The sequence below is a fragment of the Williamsia muralis genome (assembly GCF_002735905.1).
Classification (GTDB): Bacteria; Actinomycetota; Actinomycetes; order Mycobacteriales; family Mycobacteriaceae; genus Williamsia; species Williamsia muralis_A.
This window is the reverse complement of the sequence record NZ_PEBD01000008.1, coordinates 297070-314239: the sequence shown is the minus strand read 5'-3', so window position 1 is coordinate 314239 and position 17170 is coordinate 297070. Positions and strand designations below refer to the sequence as shown.

The 17170-nt window shown below is 64.4% G+C and carries 16 protein-coding genes; 8 read left to right on the top strand and 8 right to left on the bottom strand.

Annotated features, from left to right (window positions below; all coding sequences use genetic code 11):
- Positions 1-43 precede the first annotated feature (43 nt).
- A complete protein-coding gene (locus tag CSW57_RS10455) occupies positions 44-2113 on the bottom strand; it encodes a PhoX family protein (protein ID WP_189339204.1) in 2070 nt (689 codons plus the stop codon).
- A 154-nt stretch (positions 2114-2267) separates the two neighbouring features.
- On the opposite strand from CSW57_RS10455, the gene CSW57_RS10450 reads away from it, so the two are divergent.
- The 3 genes from CSW57_RS10450 (at position 2268) to CSW57_RS10440 (ending at position 6132) form a co-directional block, all read left to right on the top strand.
- The gene (locus CSW57_RS10450) at positions 2268-3692 is read left to right on the top strand and encodes a phytoene desaturase family protein (protein WP_099382725.1); all 1425 of its coding nucleotides are present in this window, start codon (positions 2268-2270) and stop codon (positions 3690-3692) included.
- A gap of 15 nt (positions 3693-3707) precedes the next feature.
- Positions 3708-4502 carry an LLM class F420-dependent oxidoreductase gene (locus tag CSW57_RS10445; protein ID WP_099382724.1) on the top strand — a complete coding sequence of 265 codons (795 nt, stop codon included), beginning with the start codon at positions 3708-3710 and terminating at the stop codon, positions 4500-4502.
- A gap of 109 nt (positions 4503-4611) precedes the next feature.
- The gene (locus tag CSW57_RS10440) at positions 4612-6132 is read left to right on the top strand and encodes a hypothetical protein (protein ID WP_099382723.1); all 1521 of its coding nucleotides are present in this window, start codon (positions 4612-4614) and stop codon (positions 6130-6132) included.
- A 40-nt stretch (positions 6133-6172) separates the two neighbouring features.
- Here CSW57_RS10440 and CSW57_RS10435 read toward each other — a convergent pair whose 3' ends face one another.
- From CSW57_RS10435 to CSW57_RS10415, 5 genes are all read right to left on the bottom strand, one after another.
- On the bottom strand, positions 6173-7204 hold the full coding sequence (locus CSW57_RS10435; RefSeq protein ID WP_099383300.1) for an NAD(P)-dependent alcohol dehydrogenase: 1032 nt from the start codon (positions 7202-7204) through the stop codon (positions 6173-6175).
- Between the two features lie 14 nt (positions 7205-7218).
- Positions 7219-8610, bottom strand: coding sequence for an aromatic ring-hydroxylating oxygenase subunit alpha (locus CSW57_RS10430; protein WP_099382722.1), 1392 nt, complete (start codon positions 8608-8610; stop codon positions 7219-7221).
- Positions 8607-8912 (bottom strand): hypothetical protein, encoded by a 306-nt coding sequence (locus tag CSW57_RS10425; RefSeq protein ID WP_099382721.1) that lies wholly within the window; start codon positions 8910-8912, stop codon positions 8607-8609. Before CSW57_RS10425 ends, CSW57_RS10430 begins: the two co-directional genes overlap by 4 nt.
- A gap of 113 nt (positions 8913-9025) precedes the next feature.
- A complete protein-coding gene (locus tag CSW57_RS10420; RefSeq protein WP_099382720.1) occupies positions 9026-9772 on the bottom strand; it encodes a ThuA domain-containing protein in 747 nt (248 codons plus the stop codon).
- 75 nt (positions 9773-9847) lie between these two features.
- The gene (locus CSW57_RS10415) at positions 9848-10660 is read right to left on the bottom strand and encodes a TetR/AcrR family transcriptional regulator (RefSeq protein ID WP_099382719.1); all 813 of its coding nucleotides are present in this window, start codon (positions 10658-10660) and stop codon (positions 9848-9850) included.
- A 100-nt stretch (positions 10661-10760) separates the two neighbouring features.
- On the opposite strand from CSW57_RS10415, the gene CSW57_RS10410 reads away from it, so the two are divergent.
- The 5 genes from CSW57_RS10410 (at position 10761) to CSW57_RS10390 (ending at position 15296) form a co-directional block, all read left to right on the top strand.
- A complete protein-coding gene (locus CSW57_RS10410; RefSeq protein WP_099382718.1) occupies positions 10761-11420 on the top strand; it encodes a TetR/AcrR family transcriptional regulator in 660 nt (219 codons plus the stop codon).
- Positions 11421-11528: 108 nt separating this feature from the next.
- The gene (locus CSW57_RS10405; protein WP_099382717.1) at positions 11529-12236 is read left to right on the top strand and encodes a histidine phosphatase family protein; all 708 of its coding nucleotides are present in this window, start codon (positions 11529-11531) and stop codon (positions 12234-12236) included.
- A gap of 48 nt (positions 12237-12284) precedes the next feature.
- Positions 12285-13046, top strand: a complete 762-nt coding sequence (locus tag CSW57_RS10400) for an SDR family NAD(P)-dependent oxidoreductase (protein ID WP_099382716.1) — start codon at positions 12285-12287, stop codon at positions 13044-13046.
- A 27-nt stretch (positions 13047-13073) separates the two neighbouring features.
- Positions 13074-14480, top strand: a complete 1407-nt coding sequence (gene lpdA / locus CSW57_RS10395; RefSeq protein ID WP_099383299.1) for a dihydrolipoyl dehydrogenase — start codon at positions 13074-13076, stop codon at positions 14478-14480.
- Positions 14481-14513: 33 nt separating this feature from the next.
- Complete coding sequence (locus CSW57_RS10390) at positions 14514-15296, top strand: ThuA domain-containing protein (RefSeq protein WP_099382715.1); 783 nt, start codon at positions 14514-14516, stop codon at positions 15294-15296.
- Here the strand turns inward: CSW57_RS10390 and CSW57_RS10385 are convergent.
- Together CSW57_RS10385 and CSW57_RS10380 are read right to left on the bottom strand one after the other, a co-directional pair.
- On the bottom strand, positions 15293-16171 hold the full coding sequence (locus CSW57_RS10385) for an alpha/beta hydrolase (protein WP_099382714.1): 879 nt from the start codon (positions 16169-16171) through the stop codon (positions 15293-15295). The two genes, CSW57_RS10390 and CSW57_RS10385, sit on opposite strands and share 4 nt — an antisense overlap.
- A gap of 170 nt (positions 16172-16341) precedes the next feature.
- Positions 16342-17118, bottom strand: a complete 777-nt coding sequence (locus CSW57_RS10380; RefSeq protein ID WP_099382713.1) for an SDR family NAD(P)-dependent oxidoreductase — start codon at positions 17116-17118, stop codon at positions 16342-16344.
- Positions 17119-17170: the final 52 nt, after the last annotated feature.

The following is a 17170-nucleotide window of genomic DNA, read 5'->3' as shown; positions in this document are numbered from 1 at the left end:
GGAGCAGACGCCGGTAAGCGGAGCGAATCCGACACGGAGTGGATCACACGCCGATCTGACCGCCCGACTTCCACACCGAGACCACCGACGGGCGAGGCTGCGAATCGCCGCCTTCGGGCCAGTTCGAGTAAGGCTTGTCGGCCGAGTACTCGTCCTCTTCGCCGGGGTGCTGGACGCACACGATGATCCGGTCCGTGTCGATGATCGGACCGCAGGTCTCGGCACCTCTCGGCACGGTGAGGAACTGCTTCGTCTCGCCGCGGTTGTCGCCCTCGAGTGCCACGGCGAACAGTCCGTCGTTGTTCTTCAGCGCATTGCCGTCGGTGGAGATCCACAGGTTCCCGTGCGGATCGAAGGCCACGTTGTCCGGGCACGAGATGGGGCTGACCTTGGTCTTGTCGAATCCGCCGTAGTAGGTGTCGGCAGCAGCGGGATCACCACACACCAGCAACAGGTCCCAGGTGAACTCTGTACCGGCATGGTCATCGGTGAACTCGATGACCTGTCCGTTCTTGTTCTCGTTCCGGGGATTGGCCTCGTCGACGCCGGCCTTGCCTGCCGTACCGCGCTTGTCGTTGTTGGTCAGCGCGCAGTAGACCTTGCCGGTCTTGGGGTGCGGCTCGATGTCCTCGGGACGGTCCATCTTGGTGGCGCCGACCTTGTCGGCCGCCAGGCGGGTGAACACTGCCACCTCCTGGGCCGTCATGCCCTCGACCTCGGACTCGGCTCCGTCGTCGGTGACGGTGAGCAGCGGGAACCATTTGCCCGTTCCGGCAAACGATCCCGAGGAAGGGAGCTTGCCGCTGCCGTCGATCTGATCGGGCTGGTTGCCGGTCAGCTGGGCCACGTACAGCGTGCCGTTCGACAGGATGGTCATGTTGTGCTGCATGGCCGCCGCACCCACGCCTGGCTGAATCTTCTTGCTGGACACGAACTTGTAGATGTACTCGAAGCGCTCGTCGTCACCGGTGTAGGCGACCACGGTGCCGTCGTCGGTGACGAAAACGTTGGCGCCCTCGTGCTTGAGGCGACCCATCGAGGAATGCTTGACAGGAGTGGAGTTGGGGTCGTGTGGATTGACCTCGACGACATAGCCGAATCGGTTGGCCTCGTTGGGTTCTTTCGCCAGATCGAACCGGGTCTCGTACTTGCCCCACTGATGGAAGTCGTCTTCGTCATCGAAGCTGTACCGCTCGAGGCGCTCTTTGGCCGTGGAGTCGGTGACGGTTGAGGCGCCGGTGAAGTAGCCGTTGAAGTTCTCTTCGCCGGAGATCATGGTTCCCCACGGCGTGAGGCCACCGGAGCAGTTGCCGATGGTGCCGAGCACCGTGGCCCCTTGGGGATCGGCGTTGGTCTTCACGAACTCACTGCCGGCCGCCGGCCCGGTCAGGGTGAACGGACTCATCGCCGTGAGGCGTCGATTCCGTTCGCCGACAACGGGAGTCAACTTGCCAGACCCGTCTTCGCTCTTCACCTCGACAACGGTGATGCCGTGCGCAGCCATGGCGATCCGCGCTTGCTGCTCGGTAGGTTCCTTCGGCTTGTAACCCTTGAACATGAACTCTTCGCTCGTGTACTCCTGGTTGACCACCAGGTAGTAGTGCCCCGCCTGTCCCTCGATGGGGATCAGGCCGGCGAAGTCGTTGTTGAACCCGAACTGCTTTTCCTGCGCCTCAGGGGTCTGGTTGTCGAAATCGAACGCGGGTGCCCCGGGGACCACCGGGTCGCCCCACATGATCACCACGGCCTGCTCATATCCATCGGGGATGACCAGGGCGTCCTCGGTGTTCGGCGCGACCGGGACGAAGTTCATCCCGTTGCCGTCGCCGGTGCCGGTGACCTCCACCGCACTCGACGGTTGTGCCGTCGACTTGCTGTCGTCACCGCATGCGGCAAGGGCCGAGGTGGCTCCCACGGCGACCACTGCGGCGGCCGAACCACGCAGTACCGAGCGGCGCGAGACCGCGTTGCGGGCGATGTCCCGGAAGTACTCGTTGTCGCTGGTGTTGGGCGGTTCATGCCAGCATGCGTCGCCACATTTGTAATGGCACGTCACGCGGGAGCGCTTCGAGGCGCCTGCGTGTTTATCAAAGATGGCAAGTGGAACTCTCACCGTGGTGACTCCCTGTGCTGACGAAAGTGATGGGCTGACGAGGTCGCGGGCTTCGACCAACTTGTCGAACGGTAGGCATCGCAGTGAAACCGGCGGGAACCTGAACATGAATCAGCGGTAAAGACTCGCGGTTACGCGATTAAGGTTGGTGTTTGTGAGGGCGGATGGTTACGACGCGGTGGTGGTCGGATCAGGACCCAACGGTTTGTCGGCAGCGGTCACACTCGCCAAAGCCGGCCACAAGGTCCTGGTGCTCGAATCTCATCCGACGATCGGTGGTGGAACCCGGACGAGCGAGCTGACCGAACCCGGCTTCTGGCACGACATGTGCTCGGTGGTGCACCCGACCGGATTGGCCTCGCCGGCCTTCAATTCGATGGATCTGGGCCGTTATGGGCTGGAATGGCTCGACCCCGAGGTACAGCTGTCGCAGGTGTTCGGAGACGGCACCGCCCTGCCGCTGTTCCGGGATCTCGCACGTACCCAAGAGACGCTCGGCCGTGACGCTGCCGCATGGGGCGCGACCCTCGGATTTGCTGCCAAACACTCGCAAGACCTGATCAGCGACTTCTTCGGCCCGTTCCGGATCCCGCGCCACCTGTTGGTGGCGGCCAGGTTCGGACCGCAGGCGCTGCTGAGTGCAGACGCGTTCAACAAGATCATGTTCCGAGATCCACGCACCCGCACGTTGTTCGCGGCCATCGCAACTCACGTGGTCCGGCCCACCAGCGGGGTGGCCACGGCGTCGTTCGGGTTGATACTCGGGATGCTCGCGCACGCGGGCGGATGGCCGATCGCGCGAGGCGGGAGTCAGTCGATCGCCGATGCCCTCGCCGGCGCGCTCAAAGCTCACGGTGGCGAGATCCGAACCGATCATCCGGTGCGGAGTTTCGAGGACATGCCCGACACCCGCCTGAAGTTCTTCGACATCGATCCGACCCAGTTCAGCAGGATCATGGGCGACCGTCTGCCGACCCGGTACCGCAGCCGCCTGGCCAAATACCGTTATGGCCCAGGGTCGTTCAAGATCGACTACGCCTTGAGTGAACCGATCCCGTGGAACGACCCCTACACCGCGAAGTCGGCGACCTTTCACATCGCCTCGGACGACCAGCAGATCAGGCAGAACGAAGAGGACGTGAAGGCAGGACGCCATCCGGAGCGTCCCAATCTCATCGGCGGAACGCCGAGCGTGATCGACCCATCACGTGCTCCGGACGGCAAACACGTCGCCTGGGCGTATTGCCATGTGCCTCATGGCTCTGACGTCGACATGACCGAAGCGGTGGAAGCGCAGATCGAACGCTGCGCCCCAGGGTTCAAGGACGTGATCATCGCCAGGCACAGCATGACGGCCAAGCAGCTCTCGGTGTACAACCCGAACTATGTAGGCGGCGACATCAATTCGGGTGTGTCCGATTTGCGGCAGTTGTTCACGCGGCCCGTGGTTGCCCGCGTGCCGTACGCAACACCCGTGGACGGTGTCTATCTGTGCGCGTCGTCGACCCCGCCCGGCGGCGGCGTCCACGGTATGTGTGGCATGCATGCCGCGCAGGCCGCGATCCGTCGGCACGGTTGATGCACACTGGAACTCATGAGCACACCAATTCAGATCGCAGTTCAGTTACAGCCACAGCACGCGGCCGACTACAACAACATCCGTGACGCGGTTCGCCGCGCCGAAGACGCCGGTGTTGATGTTGCATTCAACTGGGACCACTTCTACCCGCTCTACGGTGAGCCGGACGGCGCACACTTCGAGTGCTGGACGATGCTCGCGGCGTGGGCCGAGCAGACCTCACGCATCCAGCTGGGCGCTCTGGTCACCTGCAACAGCTACCGCAACCCGGATCTGCTGGCCGACATGTCCCGCACCGTCGATCACATCTCGGGCGGCCGGCTGATTCTCGGTATCGGCTCGGGCTGGTTCGAACGCGACTACACCGAGTACGGGTACGACTTCGGGACCAAGGGAAGCCGACTGGACGCCCTCGGCGAGGCACTGCCCCGGATCAAGAACCGGTTCGCGAAGCTCAACCCGGCGCCCGTTCGCGAGATCCCGATCCTGATCGGCGGCGGCGGCGAGAAGAAGACGCTCAAGTTCGTCGCCCAGCATGCTCACTACTGGCACTCGTTCGTCGATCTGGAGACCTACCGGCACAAGTCGCAGGTACTGACCGACCACTGCGCAACAGTTGGTCGCGACCCCGGTGAGATCGCCCATTCGGCGGAGCTGTCGCAGGCAGGCGGTCTCGACGAAGCCGTGAAGCTCGCCGACAGCCTCGCCGACGAGGGCGTTTCCCTGTTCACGGTCGGTGTCAACGGCCCCGATTACAACATCTCGCTGGCCACCGAACTGTGCAAGTGGCGTGACCGCCGGAACGGATAGGTAGACGCGCACCTCCCCACATGCGCGATAATGGCTTCGATCGCACGCCGATCACAAGATCGCGACACGTGACGGATCAAAAGGCCGCAGGTGGGGAGGTGACTGCGCGATGACGTATTGGTCCTCGACGCAAGCCCGCCTGATGGCCGAGCCCGAGTTCATCTCGACCATCGGCAGGCTCATCCAATCGGTCGCGCCTCTCGGTGCCACCGGAGCGAAAGCCACATTCAGTTTTGCCGGTACCGCCACCCGCTACGCCCTGACGTACTTCGGGCCTGTGCCACCGACGCCCATTCCGATGCCGCCGCCTGCGCTCGAAGTGGCCAGAGACCTGAGGGTGGGGCGGTATCAATCCGGGGCGGATGCGTGTCTGCTGCTCGAGATCGTGCTGGGGCCCGGCGCGCCGATTGTCCGGTTCGACCACGGTGAGCACGGGCCGATCGATCCGGCGCTCATCTTCGACGCCGATGCCTACCGCGACGATCTGCTGAGGTATCCGCGGGATGCCCCGCAGTGGTTGGTCGACTACGTCGGCGGCGTTCCCCTCGCGCACCTGCTGTCGGGCTCCTACTTCCCGTTCCCATCCGCAGGGTCGGTGCCCGCCCGCGCCACCGATGCCGCTGCAGCGGTGACCATCACGCTGGACTTCATCCGCAACCACCGGATCGACCACGCGGGGCACAATCTGTACTCCCTGGCAGCGCAACGGATTCAGGCGGGCTGGCGGGTTTTCACACAGGCACCAGCCGACCCGGCGCGATCAGGCGGCCGCATGCGTTTGGTGTTTCTCGTAGCCGACGACGCGGTGGTCGAGATCCCTTCGCCTGCAATGACTCCCGAGTCCAGCGAGATGGCGTTCACCCAACGTGCGTTCGAACGGGCACATGCCCGTTCGCAGGTGCCGTCGACTCCGACTCCGGTGCAGCACGGCGGGGGAGTGGGCGTGGCGATTCGCGGCCCCCAGGAGTCGACACAGGATGTTCCCGGCGCACGTGAGGCGCAGACGGCCCGTGACAACATCTGGCGGGGCGTCGGACGGATGTACGAGCAGATACTCGCACCGCTACCCGACAACGAAGTGTTGTGGCCAGGCGGTACGAGGGGGTTTCGGGTGGTGGCGCGCGAACGGACCACCGTGGTGGCCACCGATGGTCTGTCGGCGCCGAGTCTCGTCGGGGCGCTGAACGGATCGATGGTCGGTGTGGGCGCGGAGTTCTTCGTCGAGTCCATCGACCCCGAGCTGCGTGCCGACGAAAGCGCGCGCGAACATTGGCTTTTCACGATTATCGCCGCGGTCGCGGCCCATGCCGCCTCTGGTGGACAAGACTTCGTACGCACCATCACCGCTTCGGTCGACCCGGTGTATGTGGAGCTCGCCGGAGTGCGGGCGCCCCGTGAATGGGCGGTCGGGAGCACTGTGGGTGTTCTGCTGAGCAACAAGGGCTGGGGGGCTCCGAGTGGTTTCGACACCCCGCTCGGCCGCGTCGCACTGGTCTCGGTGACGCTGTTACGAGCGAGCGAGGCAGTCACCACCTCCGCGTGGCCGACGGCCGCAGGCGAGATCTTCCGTCAGCTCTCGGCCCGGCGGATCGGCCACTACTTCGATCCGCACCGCGAGGCCATCTACTGACCCGCCGGCCGGGCCCTTACCGCCGTCGACGGGTTCGGTACTAGCGGGTGGGAACAACCACGGCTCGACCCCGGACCTTGCCCGCGTGGAGTTGTTCGTAGGCCGATGGCGCGTCGTCCATCGAGAACTCGGACACCGTCACGCTGATCGCACCGCGTCTGGCGAGTTCGATGACCTCCATCAGTTCGCTACGCGAGCCCCAGTTGACCACGCGCACAGACACATCGAACGGCAGGGTGAGGTACCCGGCTCCAACCGTGCCTGTGCCGACACCGATCAGGGCGATCTCGCCGGCCACGGCCACCGACGACTGCGCCAGATCGGCTGTGCTCTGTGCACCGACGAAGTCGAAGACCGCATCGACGCCACGACCACCGGTGAGCTCCCTGATGCGTTCTCCCGCATCGGAATCGGAGATGACGGAGTGGTGCGCACCCAGTTCGAGGGCCTGATCGACCCGCGATCGATCGAGATCGACAGCGATGACAGTTGCCTGAGTCAGCGCACGGAGCAACTGAACACCCACGTGACCCAGCCCGCCGACCCCGATCACGAGTGCGGTGGTGCCGGGGGACAGACGCGACAGCGAGGGCTTGATGGCGTGATACGGCGTGAGTCCGGCGTCGGTCAGTGAAACGCTCGCGACCGGGTCGAGATCACCCAGCGGCACGAGATGCCTTGGACTGTCGACGATCATGTACTCGGCCATGGTGCCCGGCCGGTGGATTCCGGGTGCGCTGATCCCGTGAACACAATTGTTCTCACTGCCCTGCGCGCAGGAATGGCACATCCCGCAGCCCCACGGTCCGTACACCAGTACCGCTTGGCCGACCTCGATGCCGGTGGTGCCCGGACCGAGTTCCTCGACGACGCCTGCGCCCTCGTGCCCGAGAGTCAGCGGCAGTGGCGCGAACACGTACTGGTCGGCGGGTGTCGACATGATGAACTCATCGGAATGGCAGGCGCCCGAGGCGGTCATCTTCAGCAGCACCTCGCCGGGCCCCGGCACCGGTTTGTCGACTGTGACGACCTCCGGACGCGCCCCGAACTCGCGGTACTGCAGCGCTTTCATGGTTGCGGACATGGTCAGTCGACGTCCTCGCCGATCCACTGCGAGAGCAGATGATGAATGTGGCGGATCTTCACCTCTTGGTACCGGGCCAGTGGCAGGTACTTCGACTGTGCCGACTTCAGACCCTTGTGCACCTTGGGCATGTTGTACGCGTCCTGGTCGAACACCCGCGCTGAGCTACCCAGAACGGTCGCCTCGATCCACGACTGATCAGGCTCGAGCCATTGGGTTTTCGCCGGCTTGGGCCGCTCGCCTTTGAAAGGGCCGAGCAGGTAGACGTCCATGATCGATGTCTCGTGGTCGTCGCCGTTGGGCCGGAAGCGGTAGACGATGCGCTGATATGCGCCCCACGGGTGAAAGTTGGGGAACACGGTGTAGTAGATGCTGTCGAGCGACTCGGCATCGGACATGTTGTCGGCCTTGACATCTCCGATGACGTCACGCAGGCCCTCGCGGGCCAGCATCCCGGACATCTCGCGGGCGGTCACGCCTTCGGGCAGTGTCACCATCGGGTCCTCGTCGATGCGGGCGTCGACCATCGAGTCGAACATCTCCTGCTCGGACGGGACGAACTTGATGTGCGGGCTGGGTACACCGTTCGCGGTGATGCCGCGGTTGAAGTTTCCCCAGCTGTCGTACTGACTGTTCGAGTCGCCGGTGCCCACCACTCGCTGCGGATGGGTGGTGATGACGTGGAATGCCTCGGAGAAGGCCTCCTGCGCGATCTTCCAGTTGGCCTGGATGACCTGGGCGACATGGGCCTGGATGTAGCGGTCCTCCAAAGGCCAAGCCTCGAAATGCTTTCCGAGGTCGCCGAGGAAACTCGCAAGCGATTCAGACGCCGGGTCCATGTTGATGAAGACGAAACCACCCCAGGTGTCGACCTTGACCTGCGGCAGATCCATCTTGCCCTGGTCGACCTGAGGGAAGTCCCAGGCACAGGTCATGGATTTGAGCGATCCATCGAAGTTCCAGGCGAATCCGTGGAAAGGACAACGGATCTCGTTACCTGCCGGCCCGTCCTCTTCGCGCAGCGTGCGGCCACGGTGCAGGCATGAGTTGTAGAACGCGCGGATGCTCATGTCCTTGCCCCGCACGATGAGGATCGACTTCTCGCAGATCTCGTAGACGAGGGTGTCACCCGGTTCTGGGATCTCTTCCTCGCGGCATGCCATCTGCCAGACCTTGTACCACATGCGGTCGCGTTCGAGCTCGTGGTACTTGCGGCTGATGTAGCGGGAGACCGGCACGAAGTTCTGGTCTTCGTACTTCTCGTGCGACTCCTCGCGCAGGATGTCGGGCACCGGATGGGTGTCGGTGTCGAGCAGTCGCTGGTACGCGGTTCCGTTCTCGATGAAACCGTCGTCATCGGTTTGACCTGTGGGACGGGCCTCGGTGTTCGTCACAGTTTGCCTCCTTGTTCCAGGCTGACGGCGAGGGCGTCTTGTGCCACTTTGTCGGCCTGCATCTTCTCGAGCAGCTTGGCTGCGCCCATGAAACGCCGGTTCTGCGTGATCGGCACCGGTTCGCGCGGTCCGAGACCCACCCACCGGGCCAGTTCGGGATCCACAGCCTTCACCTCACCGTGCAGGTACCGACCCTCGGGGTCGAAAGTGCCGGTCTTGCCGTCTTTGGTGGTGACCCGGACGTTGAAATCCTCATCGAATTCATAGATCGCCCGGCTCATCGGATGCTTGATCTGACGCATCGCGTGCTCCCTCTTCTGAGACTCGCTGCCTTACTTGGTACCGAATGCACTAACTGTAGCAGCGAAGAGTGATCGCGAGCACAAATTTCTTTAGGTTGTCACCAAAAAGTCGATCAGCGGCGACGGCCCACCCATTCGAGTGCGCCCGACACCAGGGCTCGGTAGTTCGCGTCGCCCAACGTGGGGGCTTTGTCGCCGGGTTGCAGGTAGACCAGCCGGCTTCGGCCATTGGTCTTCGTCCACCCGACCAAGGAGGAGCCCTCGCGATGTCGCCAGCCCTCCCGGTCGTCGCGACGGCCCGCCATGGCCAGCGACGTCGACCAGTGGACGGCGTCGGTCATCTCGGCATCGGTGCGCAGCAGTGGCTCGACGTCGTCTTCGAAGACCTCACACAGGTACGTCTCGTCGGTCAGCCGGAACTCTTCGGGCACCTGCGAGACCACCGGGTGAGCCGCGTCGACCACCGAGATCGTCTCTGCCACTGCATGCCGATAACCCGAATCCGGGCAGGCGACCCCACGGACCACACCTGGCTGATAGAGGTAGCGACCCCCGACGAACTCCGCCCACTCGTCCCAGCGCGCCCAGGATGCGAGCGCGTGGTGGAGCACCACGTACCCATGGCCCGTGTCGGGCGCTGATCGGACGGCCTCACGGATCGATTCTGGGGGGTCGGTCGGCTCTGGAAGGGTCCCGGGCATGTCGTAGTGCAGCGATGCGTCGAACTCGGCGAGTTCTGCAGCGGAGATGTCCGCGTCCGGATGCTCGCGCCACGTGATGTCCGCAGGAAGGGAATCGAGGAACTCGGCGAAGGCCTGCCGGTCGAAGGAATGCCCGCCCGTGACAGCCAGAACTCGCATCGAAAACGCTCCACTTCGTCGAACTCAACTGGTATTGCTGTCAAGTTACTCGACGGAGCGGCATAGAGGGGCGGGTCAGCGGCCTTCGATCATCCTCGAGCAGACCTCGGTGGTCGCTGTCCGCAGTCGGGGGACGGGGATGTCGGCGAGCGGCCCACCCTCGATGCGGAGTGGCTGGATGGCGATGGTCATCGCGATCATCGTGCGCACCCGAAGTGACCGGGCTGCGTGTTGTGCCGCGGCGGCGCGCTTGTTGGGAGGCACATCGGTGACCGGGAAGTAGTCGAATGCGCGGCGGATGTGCCGTTCCTCGTACTCCTTGGTGAGCAGGCGTGTTCCGGGAGTCGCGCCGCCCGCCATCTGCAGGAACAGCATGCGGGCCGAGTTCGGGTGCTCCGCGGTCCAGTCCCACACGGCCGAGACGACCTCTTTGAACGAGTCGGCATCTGCCGAGACGTCATCAGGTCGGGCCGAGTACGCCGCCTTGGAGCTGGCATCCATTGCGTATCCCAGAGCGCTCTCGAACAGCTCTTCCTTGCTGGCGAAGTGGTAGTAGACGGCGGTGGGGACCATGCCGGCTTCCTCGGCGATCTCCTGGATGGAGGCCTCGGCGAAGCCCTTCTTGGAAAACACCCTGACCGCTGCCTTCACGATCAGGTGGCGCCGTGACGGCCGGTGCGCCGAGCCCTTTGCCGGTGCGGTCTTCTTCACGGGTTCGTCGGTGTCGTCTGCCGGTTCGGGTGTCGGCGACCCGAGGCCACCGCCCGGTTGGTCATCCGCCGCAGGCAGCGAGTCCCAGCCCAGCCAGTTCTCGTCGGTGTCCAGCGTGCGGCTGTCGGTGGTGCGTTCACCGTTCGATGCCGGTGTGGTTGTCTTCCGCCGTGCCACAGTCGTTCCTCCTCGCCCCGGATGACTGCATTGCCCCTCGAGTTACCACATCAGGATGTCACAGCCTCGAGAACTTGTTCCGCCTGTCATCATCTAGTGCATGACAAGCAAGGGTGGGGAGCCAGGAAGGTCCGGCACCGGTACGTCCGCTGCCGCGACCCCGGTGGGCAAGGGGACCAAAAGAGCAGCACACAGGCCCTCGCGGCGCGAAGTGGTGGTCGAAGCGGCGATGCACCTGTACTCCGTCCGGTCGATCGAAGACGTCACCGTCGCCGACATCGCTGCCGAAGCGCACATGACATCGGCCGCGGTCTACTACCACTACCCGTCCAAAGACGAGGTGCTGCTCGGTGGCCTGCGCCTTTTTGCCGAGCAACTGCTCGATGAGTTGCGCGGAAAAGTGGCCGAGGATCCAGACGCACCGCTCGGCGACATCATCGTGCGATTGCTGGAATGGACCGACAGCCAGCGGTCGGCGTCGCTGGTCTACTTCGTCCGGTCGCCCGGCTGGAGTCTGTCGATCGAGGCACTCCGCCGGGAGGTGCGCCTCGAGATGCTCGCGGTGTTCTCGGCCGAGCTGCGAACGCGCAATCGTGTCGCGTCGAAGGCGAAGCAGGCTGCCGCCGCAACCGCGCTGTCGAGTCTGCTGGAGGTATCAGCCGCGTCATGGCTCACCGAAGACGCTGTGCTGGCCAACCTCGGCCGCCGAAAGTTCTCCGACGAGGTCCGGGAGTTGGCGGCGGACATCTGTAGCGTGTGATGCACATCGCTGGTCTCGGAATGCACTTCTGACGTTCGCTCAGGCCATCTAGCTGGCAATTCGAAAACGTATCTTTAGACCGACGACAGTTTGTGGTTCACTGGCAGAGTGCTCAGTCAGCCGCGTGCCCGCTCCATCGACCTCGACAATCCGTTCGCATCACTGGACGGCTTGTGCGAGCTCGTGTTGGTGCGTCACGGCGAGCAGCAGCTCACCAAGGAGTTGAGTGCCGGGGAGACCGTGGACCCGCCGCTGTCGGAGACCGGTGAACGCCAGGTGCAGGCGGTTGCCGACCGCCTGGCGGCCACCCGGGTCGACGCCGTGTACAGCTCGCCGTTGCAACGGGCGCTGCGTACCGGCACCGAGATCGGCGCCCGGCACGGGTTGACCCCCGAGGTGCGCGACACTCTCACCGAGTTCGAGCCGTGGCAGAACTTCCCCGCAGACCAGTCGCCGTTCGAGGTATTGCCTCACGAGGAGATCTCGGCCATCTTCCGCGAACACATCCGCACCAGGCGGTACGAGGCGTTTCCGTACGCCGAGGACGGGGCCGCATTCCGGGCACGTGTGCTCTCAGAGCTGTCGCGCATCGTCGACGCCCACCTCGGTGAGCGCGTGGTCGTCACTGCTCACGGTGGCGTCATCAACGCCGCGCTCGCCGACGCATTGGGCAGTGGATTCGACATGCCGGTGCGGGTGCACCACACATCGATTTCGGTTCTGCGGGGCGCGGACACGCGCCGCGCGGTGCAGTCCGTCAACGACTTCTCCCACGTGCTGTCTTTCCAGACACACGTGGGAGCGATGAATCTCTGACCGACCTTTCAGGAGGCCATCCGCCCTCCGCCAATACAAGGAGAATCAATGGATCTCAATCTCAAGGGCAAGCGCGCAATCGTCAGCGGTGCGAGCCGCGGCATCGGCCTGGCCATCACCCGGACCCTGCTGAACGAGGGCGCTTCTGTCGGCATCTGTGCGCGCGGTCAGGAACACCTCGATGAGGTCGCTGCCGAATTGTCCGAGAACGGAACGGTTTTCCACAAGGCGGTCGACGTCGGCGACAGTGAGTCGGTCAAGTCGTTCGTCGATGCATCCGCAGAAGCCCTCGGCGGCATCGACATCGTGATCGTCAACGCCTCTGCCGCCACCGGCAAGGGTCCGCAGGCGTGGGTGAACAGCTTCAACGTGGATCTGATGAGCTTGGTCAACTTCATCGAATCGGCCTCCGGTCATCTCGAGGACAGCGAGGCGGCCGCTGTGGTCGCCATCGCGACCACCTCGGCTCTCGAGGCCGGCCCGATCACCACGGCCAACAGTTACGGCGCCCTGAAAGCGGCTGCGTTGCAGCATGCTTCAGCACAGGCAAAAGCACTCGGTCCCAAGGGTATCCGCGTCAACTCGGTGTCGCCGGGCCCGATCTTCTTCGAAGGCGGCGCGTGGGACACCATCAAGACCAGTCGCCCGGCTCTCTATGAGGGTGCGCTCGAGGCCGCGGCGATGGGCAAACTCGGTTCGGCCGAGGATGTCGCGAACGCCGTGGTGTTCCTGGCATCCCCCGCTGCCGGTCACATCACCGGCACCAACCTGGTCGTCGACGGCGGGTTCACGAACCGCTTCGACTTCTGATCAATATCTCGGCGAGTGGAAAACGACATGACCAGTAGCGACAACAATGATCAGCCGGCCGACGTGGTCATCCTCGGTGGCGGATCCGGCGGTTATGCGTGCGCCCTGCGTGCGGCTCAGCTGGGCATGTCGGTGGTCCTCGTCGAAGCCGGAAAACTCGGCGGCACATGCCTTCACAACGGATGCATCCCCACCAAGGCGTTGCTGCATGCGGCCGATGTGGCCGACTCGGTGCGCGAAGCCCACGACTTCGGCATCAAGGCCACCCTCGACGGCATCGACATGAGTGCCGTCAACGGCTACAAGAACGATGTCATCGCCGGCCTCTATCGCGGGCTCCAGGGTTTGGTCGCCTCGCGTGGTATCGAGGTTGTCGCCGGCTACGGCCGAGTGGTCGCCGACCGTACCGTCGAAGTCGAACTCGCGGCGGGTGGGCGTGCCCGATACCGGGGAGAGGCACTGGTGCTCGCGACCGGTTCGCAGGCCAGGAGCCTGCCCGGACTCGAGCTCGGAGGGCCCGTGATGACCAGTGACCGGGCCCTCGAACTCGACTCCGTTCCCGATCGGGTGGTGGTTCTCGGTGGTGGTGTCATCGGATGCGAGTTCGCCAGTGTCTGGGCATCGCTGGGCACCGAGGTGACCATCGTGGAAGCTGCTCCGCGCCTGCTGCCCACCGAAGACGAGTGGAGCTCGAAGCAGGTCGAGCGCGCATTTCGCAAACGAGGTATCAAGAGCCTGACGGGTACCGCTTTTGCATCAGTGACCACGGACGCCGACGGCGGCGTCGACGTCGAGTTGGCCGACGGCAGGCACGTCAGCGCGGATCTGCTGCTGGTGTCGGTGGGACGGGGTCCACGAACTGCCGGTCTGGGATTCGAAGAGGCCGGCGTCGAAGTCGACCGCGGGTGGGTGATCACCGACGAGTTGTTGCAGACCGGCGTGCCAGGTGTGTTCGCGGTGGGGGACATCGTGCCCGGGCCGCAGCTGGCGCATCGTGGCTTTGCCCAGGGAATCCTGGTGGCCGAGCAACTCGCCGGACTGGACGTGATGCCCATCGCGGACAGGGGAATTCCCCGGGTGACGTACTCGAACCCGGAAGTGGCATCGGTGGGCCTGACCGAGTCGGAGGCAGCCGAGAAGTACGGCGAGATCTCCACGGCCGTCTACGATCTCGGTGGCAACGGCAAGAGCCGCATCCTGCGCACGACAGGCGGGATCAAACTCGTGCGCGCCGGCGAGAACGGACCGGTTGTCGGTATCCACATGGTTGGTGCCCGCGTCGGGGAGCTCATCGGTGAAGCGCAACTCATCTACAACTGGGAAGCGACTGCCGGCGACGTCGCCCAGTTGATCCACGCTCATCCCACACAGGCCGAAGCGCTCGGTGAGGCCCATCTCGCGCTGGCGGGCAAGGCACTGCACGCACACGGCTGAACGCGGCACCGGTTCACGCGGAAAGAGGAACACATGTCCGGACCCTCGGGCCGTATCGACGCGGTACTGGTGTGTGGTGGCCAATGGCACGACTTCGACTACGCTCGGCTGCAACTACTTTCGGCCCTGGCGGACTACGAGCACGTGCGTACCCGCGTCTTCGAGAACTACGACTGTCTCGACGCGATCAACTCGGCGGACATGCTCATCACCTATACGTGCAACGTGGTTCCCGACGCCGACCAGCAACAAGCACTGATCGACTTCGTCGGACGCGGCGGCAGATGGCTCGCCCTGCACGGGACCAACTCGGCGATCGAGCCGACGGCGCCGGGAAGCCCGAGCAAGTACGTGACCCCCAGGTCGATGGGTGAGCTGCCGTTTGTGATCGGCAGTCAGTTCCTCGGACACCCGCCGATCGCACCGTACCTCGTGGAGATCGCCGATCCGGACCATCCGTTCGTGGCCGACGTAGACCCGTTCGAGGTGACCGACGAGTTGTACATCAGCGAACTGCACCCGCCCATTCAAGTGCTCGCGCACACCCGGTTCGTCGGTGCATCAACAGGTTTCGAGGAGGGACACACGAGTGTGGACGAGCCCCGGCCCGTCTTGTACCTCAAGGAGCACGGCGATGGAACGGTCTGCTACTTCACTCTCGGTCACTGCCGGGGACGGTTCGACGTGCAGGACCTGGGCATCGACGACCTCGGCAAGGTGGACCGAGGCAGCTGGGTGGTTCCCCAATTCGACACCATCCTGGCGCGGTGCCTGGAATGGGCCATCACCGGACTGATCAGCCCGGAGCCCGCCTAGCCTGCGAAAGCTCTTCTCAGAGCATCACATTGCGATCCGAAGTACGTCCTGGACACCTCTGCCCGCCGCGCCACCAGATCGAACCCGTGGAAGGCGCCCGGTACCGTGACGAACTCACACGGCACGCCGGCCTCTTCGAGGCGCTCGGCGTACCTCTTGTCTTCGTCGAAGAACAGATCGAGTGTGCCGACCCCGATCCATGCCGGCGCGACGCCGCTGAGGTTCTGGCGACGCGCCGGCACCGCGGTCACCGGGTCGGCGTCGCCGAGATAGCTCTGCCAGCCGAATCGATTGCTCCGCGCGTCCCACAGCCGATGATGTCGATCAGGTGTCTCTGAGCGGTCGTCGAGCATCGGATACGACAGGAGCTGCAGCACCGGGTTGATCCCGCCGCGGTCGGCAGCACGCAACGCCAGTGCCGCCGCCAGCCCACCCCCTGCGCTGGCACCACCGATTGCGATGTTGGCAGGGTCGATGTCCGGCTGAGTGGCAATCCATTCCAGGGTGGCGTCGCAGTCGTCGAGTGCGGCCGGATATGGATTGTCCGGAGCCAGCCGATAGTCCACGGAAACCACTGTCGCGGCTAGCTTCTCGGCGAAGGCGCGGCAGAGGCTGTCGTCCTGCGCGGCTGCGCCGATGACGTATCCGCCACCATGTATCCACAGGAGTGCAGGCGATGGTGCGCTGGTAACCGGATGCCTGAACACCCGCGCAGAGGCGCCCGACTCGAGCTGGTGAACTTCCACATCTCCGCCGGAGGGAAGGATGGTCCTCAGTTTGCGCATGATCGGCAGGGTTCGACGGCTGACCAGTCGAGGCGGCAATAGCATCGACGCCAAGCGCAGGTCGGGATGGAACTCGGCGCGGTTTCGCATGCGGCCGATCATCGGTGGCCCCCAGGCGCCGTGGGTGTGTCCATGATGAGCAATCGTAGGTGACACCGCAGAGGTGGCGCGGGTCTATCGGACAGCGGACCCACCGGCCGATGTGCGGCTCGGCCGGCGGGTCCATGTCTCTCCTCCGTGGTCGGAGAAGTCCGGTGAAGTCAGTAGGACGCGGTGCCGCCGTCGACGCTGAGCAGCGCTCCGGTGATTCCGGCGCCCGCGTCCGAGGCAAGCAGCATCGCCATTGCGGCAACTTCCTCGACTGTGTTGGGCCGCTTGATCGCCGACTCCTCGGCAAACAGTGCAACCATCTCTTCGAACGACATACCCATCGCTGCGGCGGTGGCGGGGCCGTTGTCCTTGATGATGTCGGTGATCACCAGGCCGGGGCAGATCGCGTTCACGGTGATGCCTTCGGTGCCCACCTCCCGCGCGATCGACTTGGTCATCCCGTTGATCGCATGCTTGGCGGCGACGTAGGCGGTGAAGACAGGCTTGCCCTGCTTGCCCTCCACCGACGAGATGTTGATGATGCGTCCGTACTTGTTGGGGAGCATGTGCTGCAGCGCGCGGCGGGTGGCCCAAAAATTGGCGTTGAGATTCCAGTTCATCACCAGATTCCACTCGTCATCGGTGAGCTTGGCGGTGGGCTGAAGGTCCTTTGCGCCACCGGCATTGTTGACCAGCACGTCGATGCGTCCGAACGTGGCGACCGTCTGCTCGATGAAGTCCTCGACGTCCGCCTGCACGGTCACGTCGCCCGGGAAGAATGCGGCTCGCTCGCCGACTCCGAGATCGGCCAGTGCCTTCTCGCCCTTCTCTGCCGACCGTCCGTTGAGCGCCACCTTGGCGCCTTCGGCGAGAGCCGCCTCGGCGATCCCTCGTCCAATGCCCTGGGTACCGCCGGTGATGGCGACGACCTTGTCTTGCAGCTTCATCAAATCTCCCTTGAACCAACGGTCGGTTGAGTGCAGACAAGTTACTTGTATT

Coding starts and splice junctions, on each gene's coding strand:
- CSW57_RS10410 (WP_099382718.1), top strand. CDS start 10,761: ATGACAAGCAAGGGTGGGGAGCCAGGAAGGTCCGGCACCGGTACGTCC.
- CSW57_RS10380 (WP_099382713.1), bottom strand. CDS start 17,118: ATGAAGCTGCAAGACAAGGTCGTCGCCATCACCGGCGGTACCCAGGGC.
- lpdA (WP_099383299.1), top strand. CDS start 13,074: ATGACCAGTAGCGACAACAATGATCAGCCGGCCGACGTGGTCATCCTC.
- CSW57_RS10420 (WP_099382720.1), bottom strand. CDS start 9,772: ATGCGAGTTCTGGCTGTCACGGGCGGGCATTCCTTCGACCGGCAGGCC.
- CSW57_RS10385 (WP_099382714.1), bottom strand. CDS start 16,171: ATGCGAAACCGCGCCGAGTTCCATCCCGACCTGCGCTTGGCGTCGATG.
- CSW57_RS10445 (WP_099382724.1), top strand. CDS start 3,708: ATGAGCACACCAATTCAGATCGCAGTTCAGTTACAGCCACAGCACGCG.
- CSW57_RS10400 (WP_099382716.1), top strand. CDS start 12,285: ATGGATCTCAATCTCAAGGGCAAGCGCGCAATCGTCAGCGGTGCGAGC.
- CSW57_RS10390 (WP_099382715.1), top strand. CDS start 14,514: ATGTCCGGACCCTCGGGCCGTATCGACGCGGTACTGGTGTGTGGTGGC.
- CSW57_RS10425 (WP_099382721.1), bottom strand. CDS start 8,912: ATGCGTCAGATCAAGCATCCGATGAGCCGGGCGATCTATGAATTCGAT.
- CSW57_RS10435 (WP_099383300.1), bottom strand. CDS start 7,204: ATGAAAGCGCTGCAGTACCGCGAGTTCGGGGCGCGTCCGGAGGTCGTC.
- CSW57_RS10440 (WP_099382723.1), top strand. CDS start 4,612: ATGACGTATTGGTCCTCGACGCAAGCCCGCCTGATGGCCGAGCCCGAG.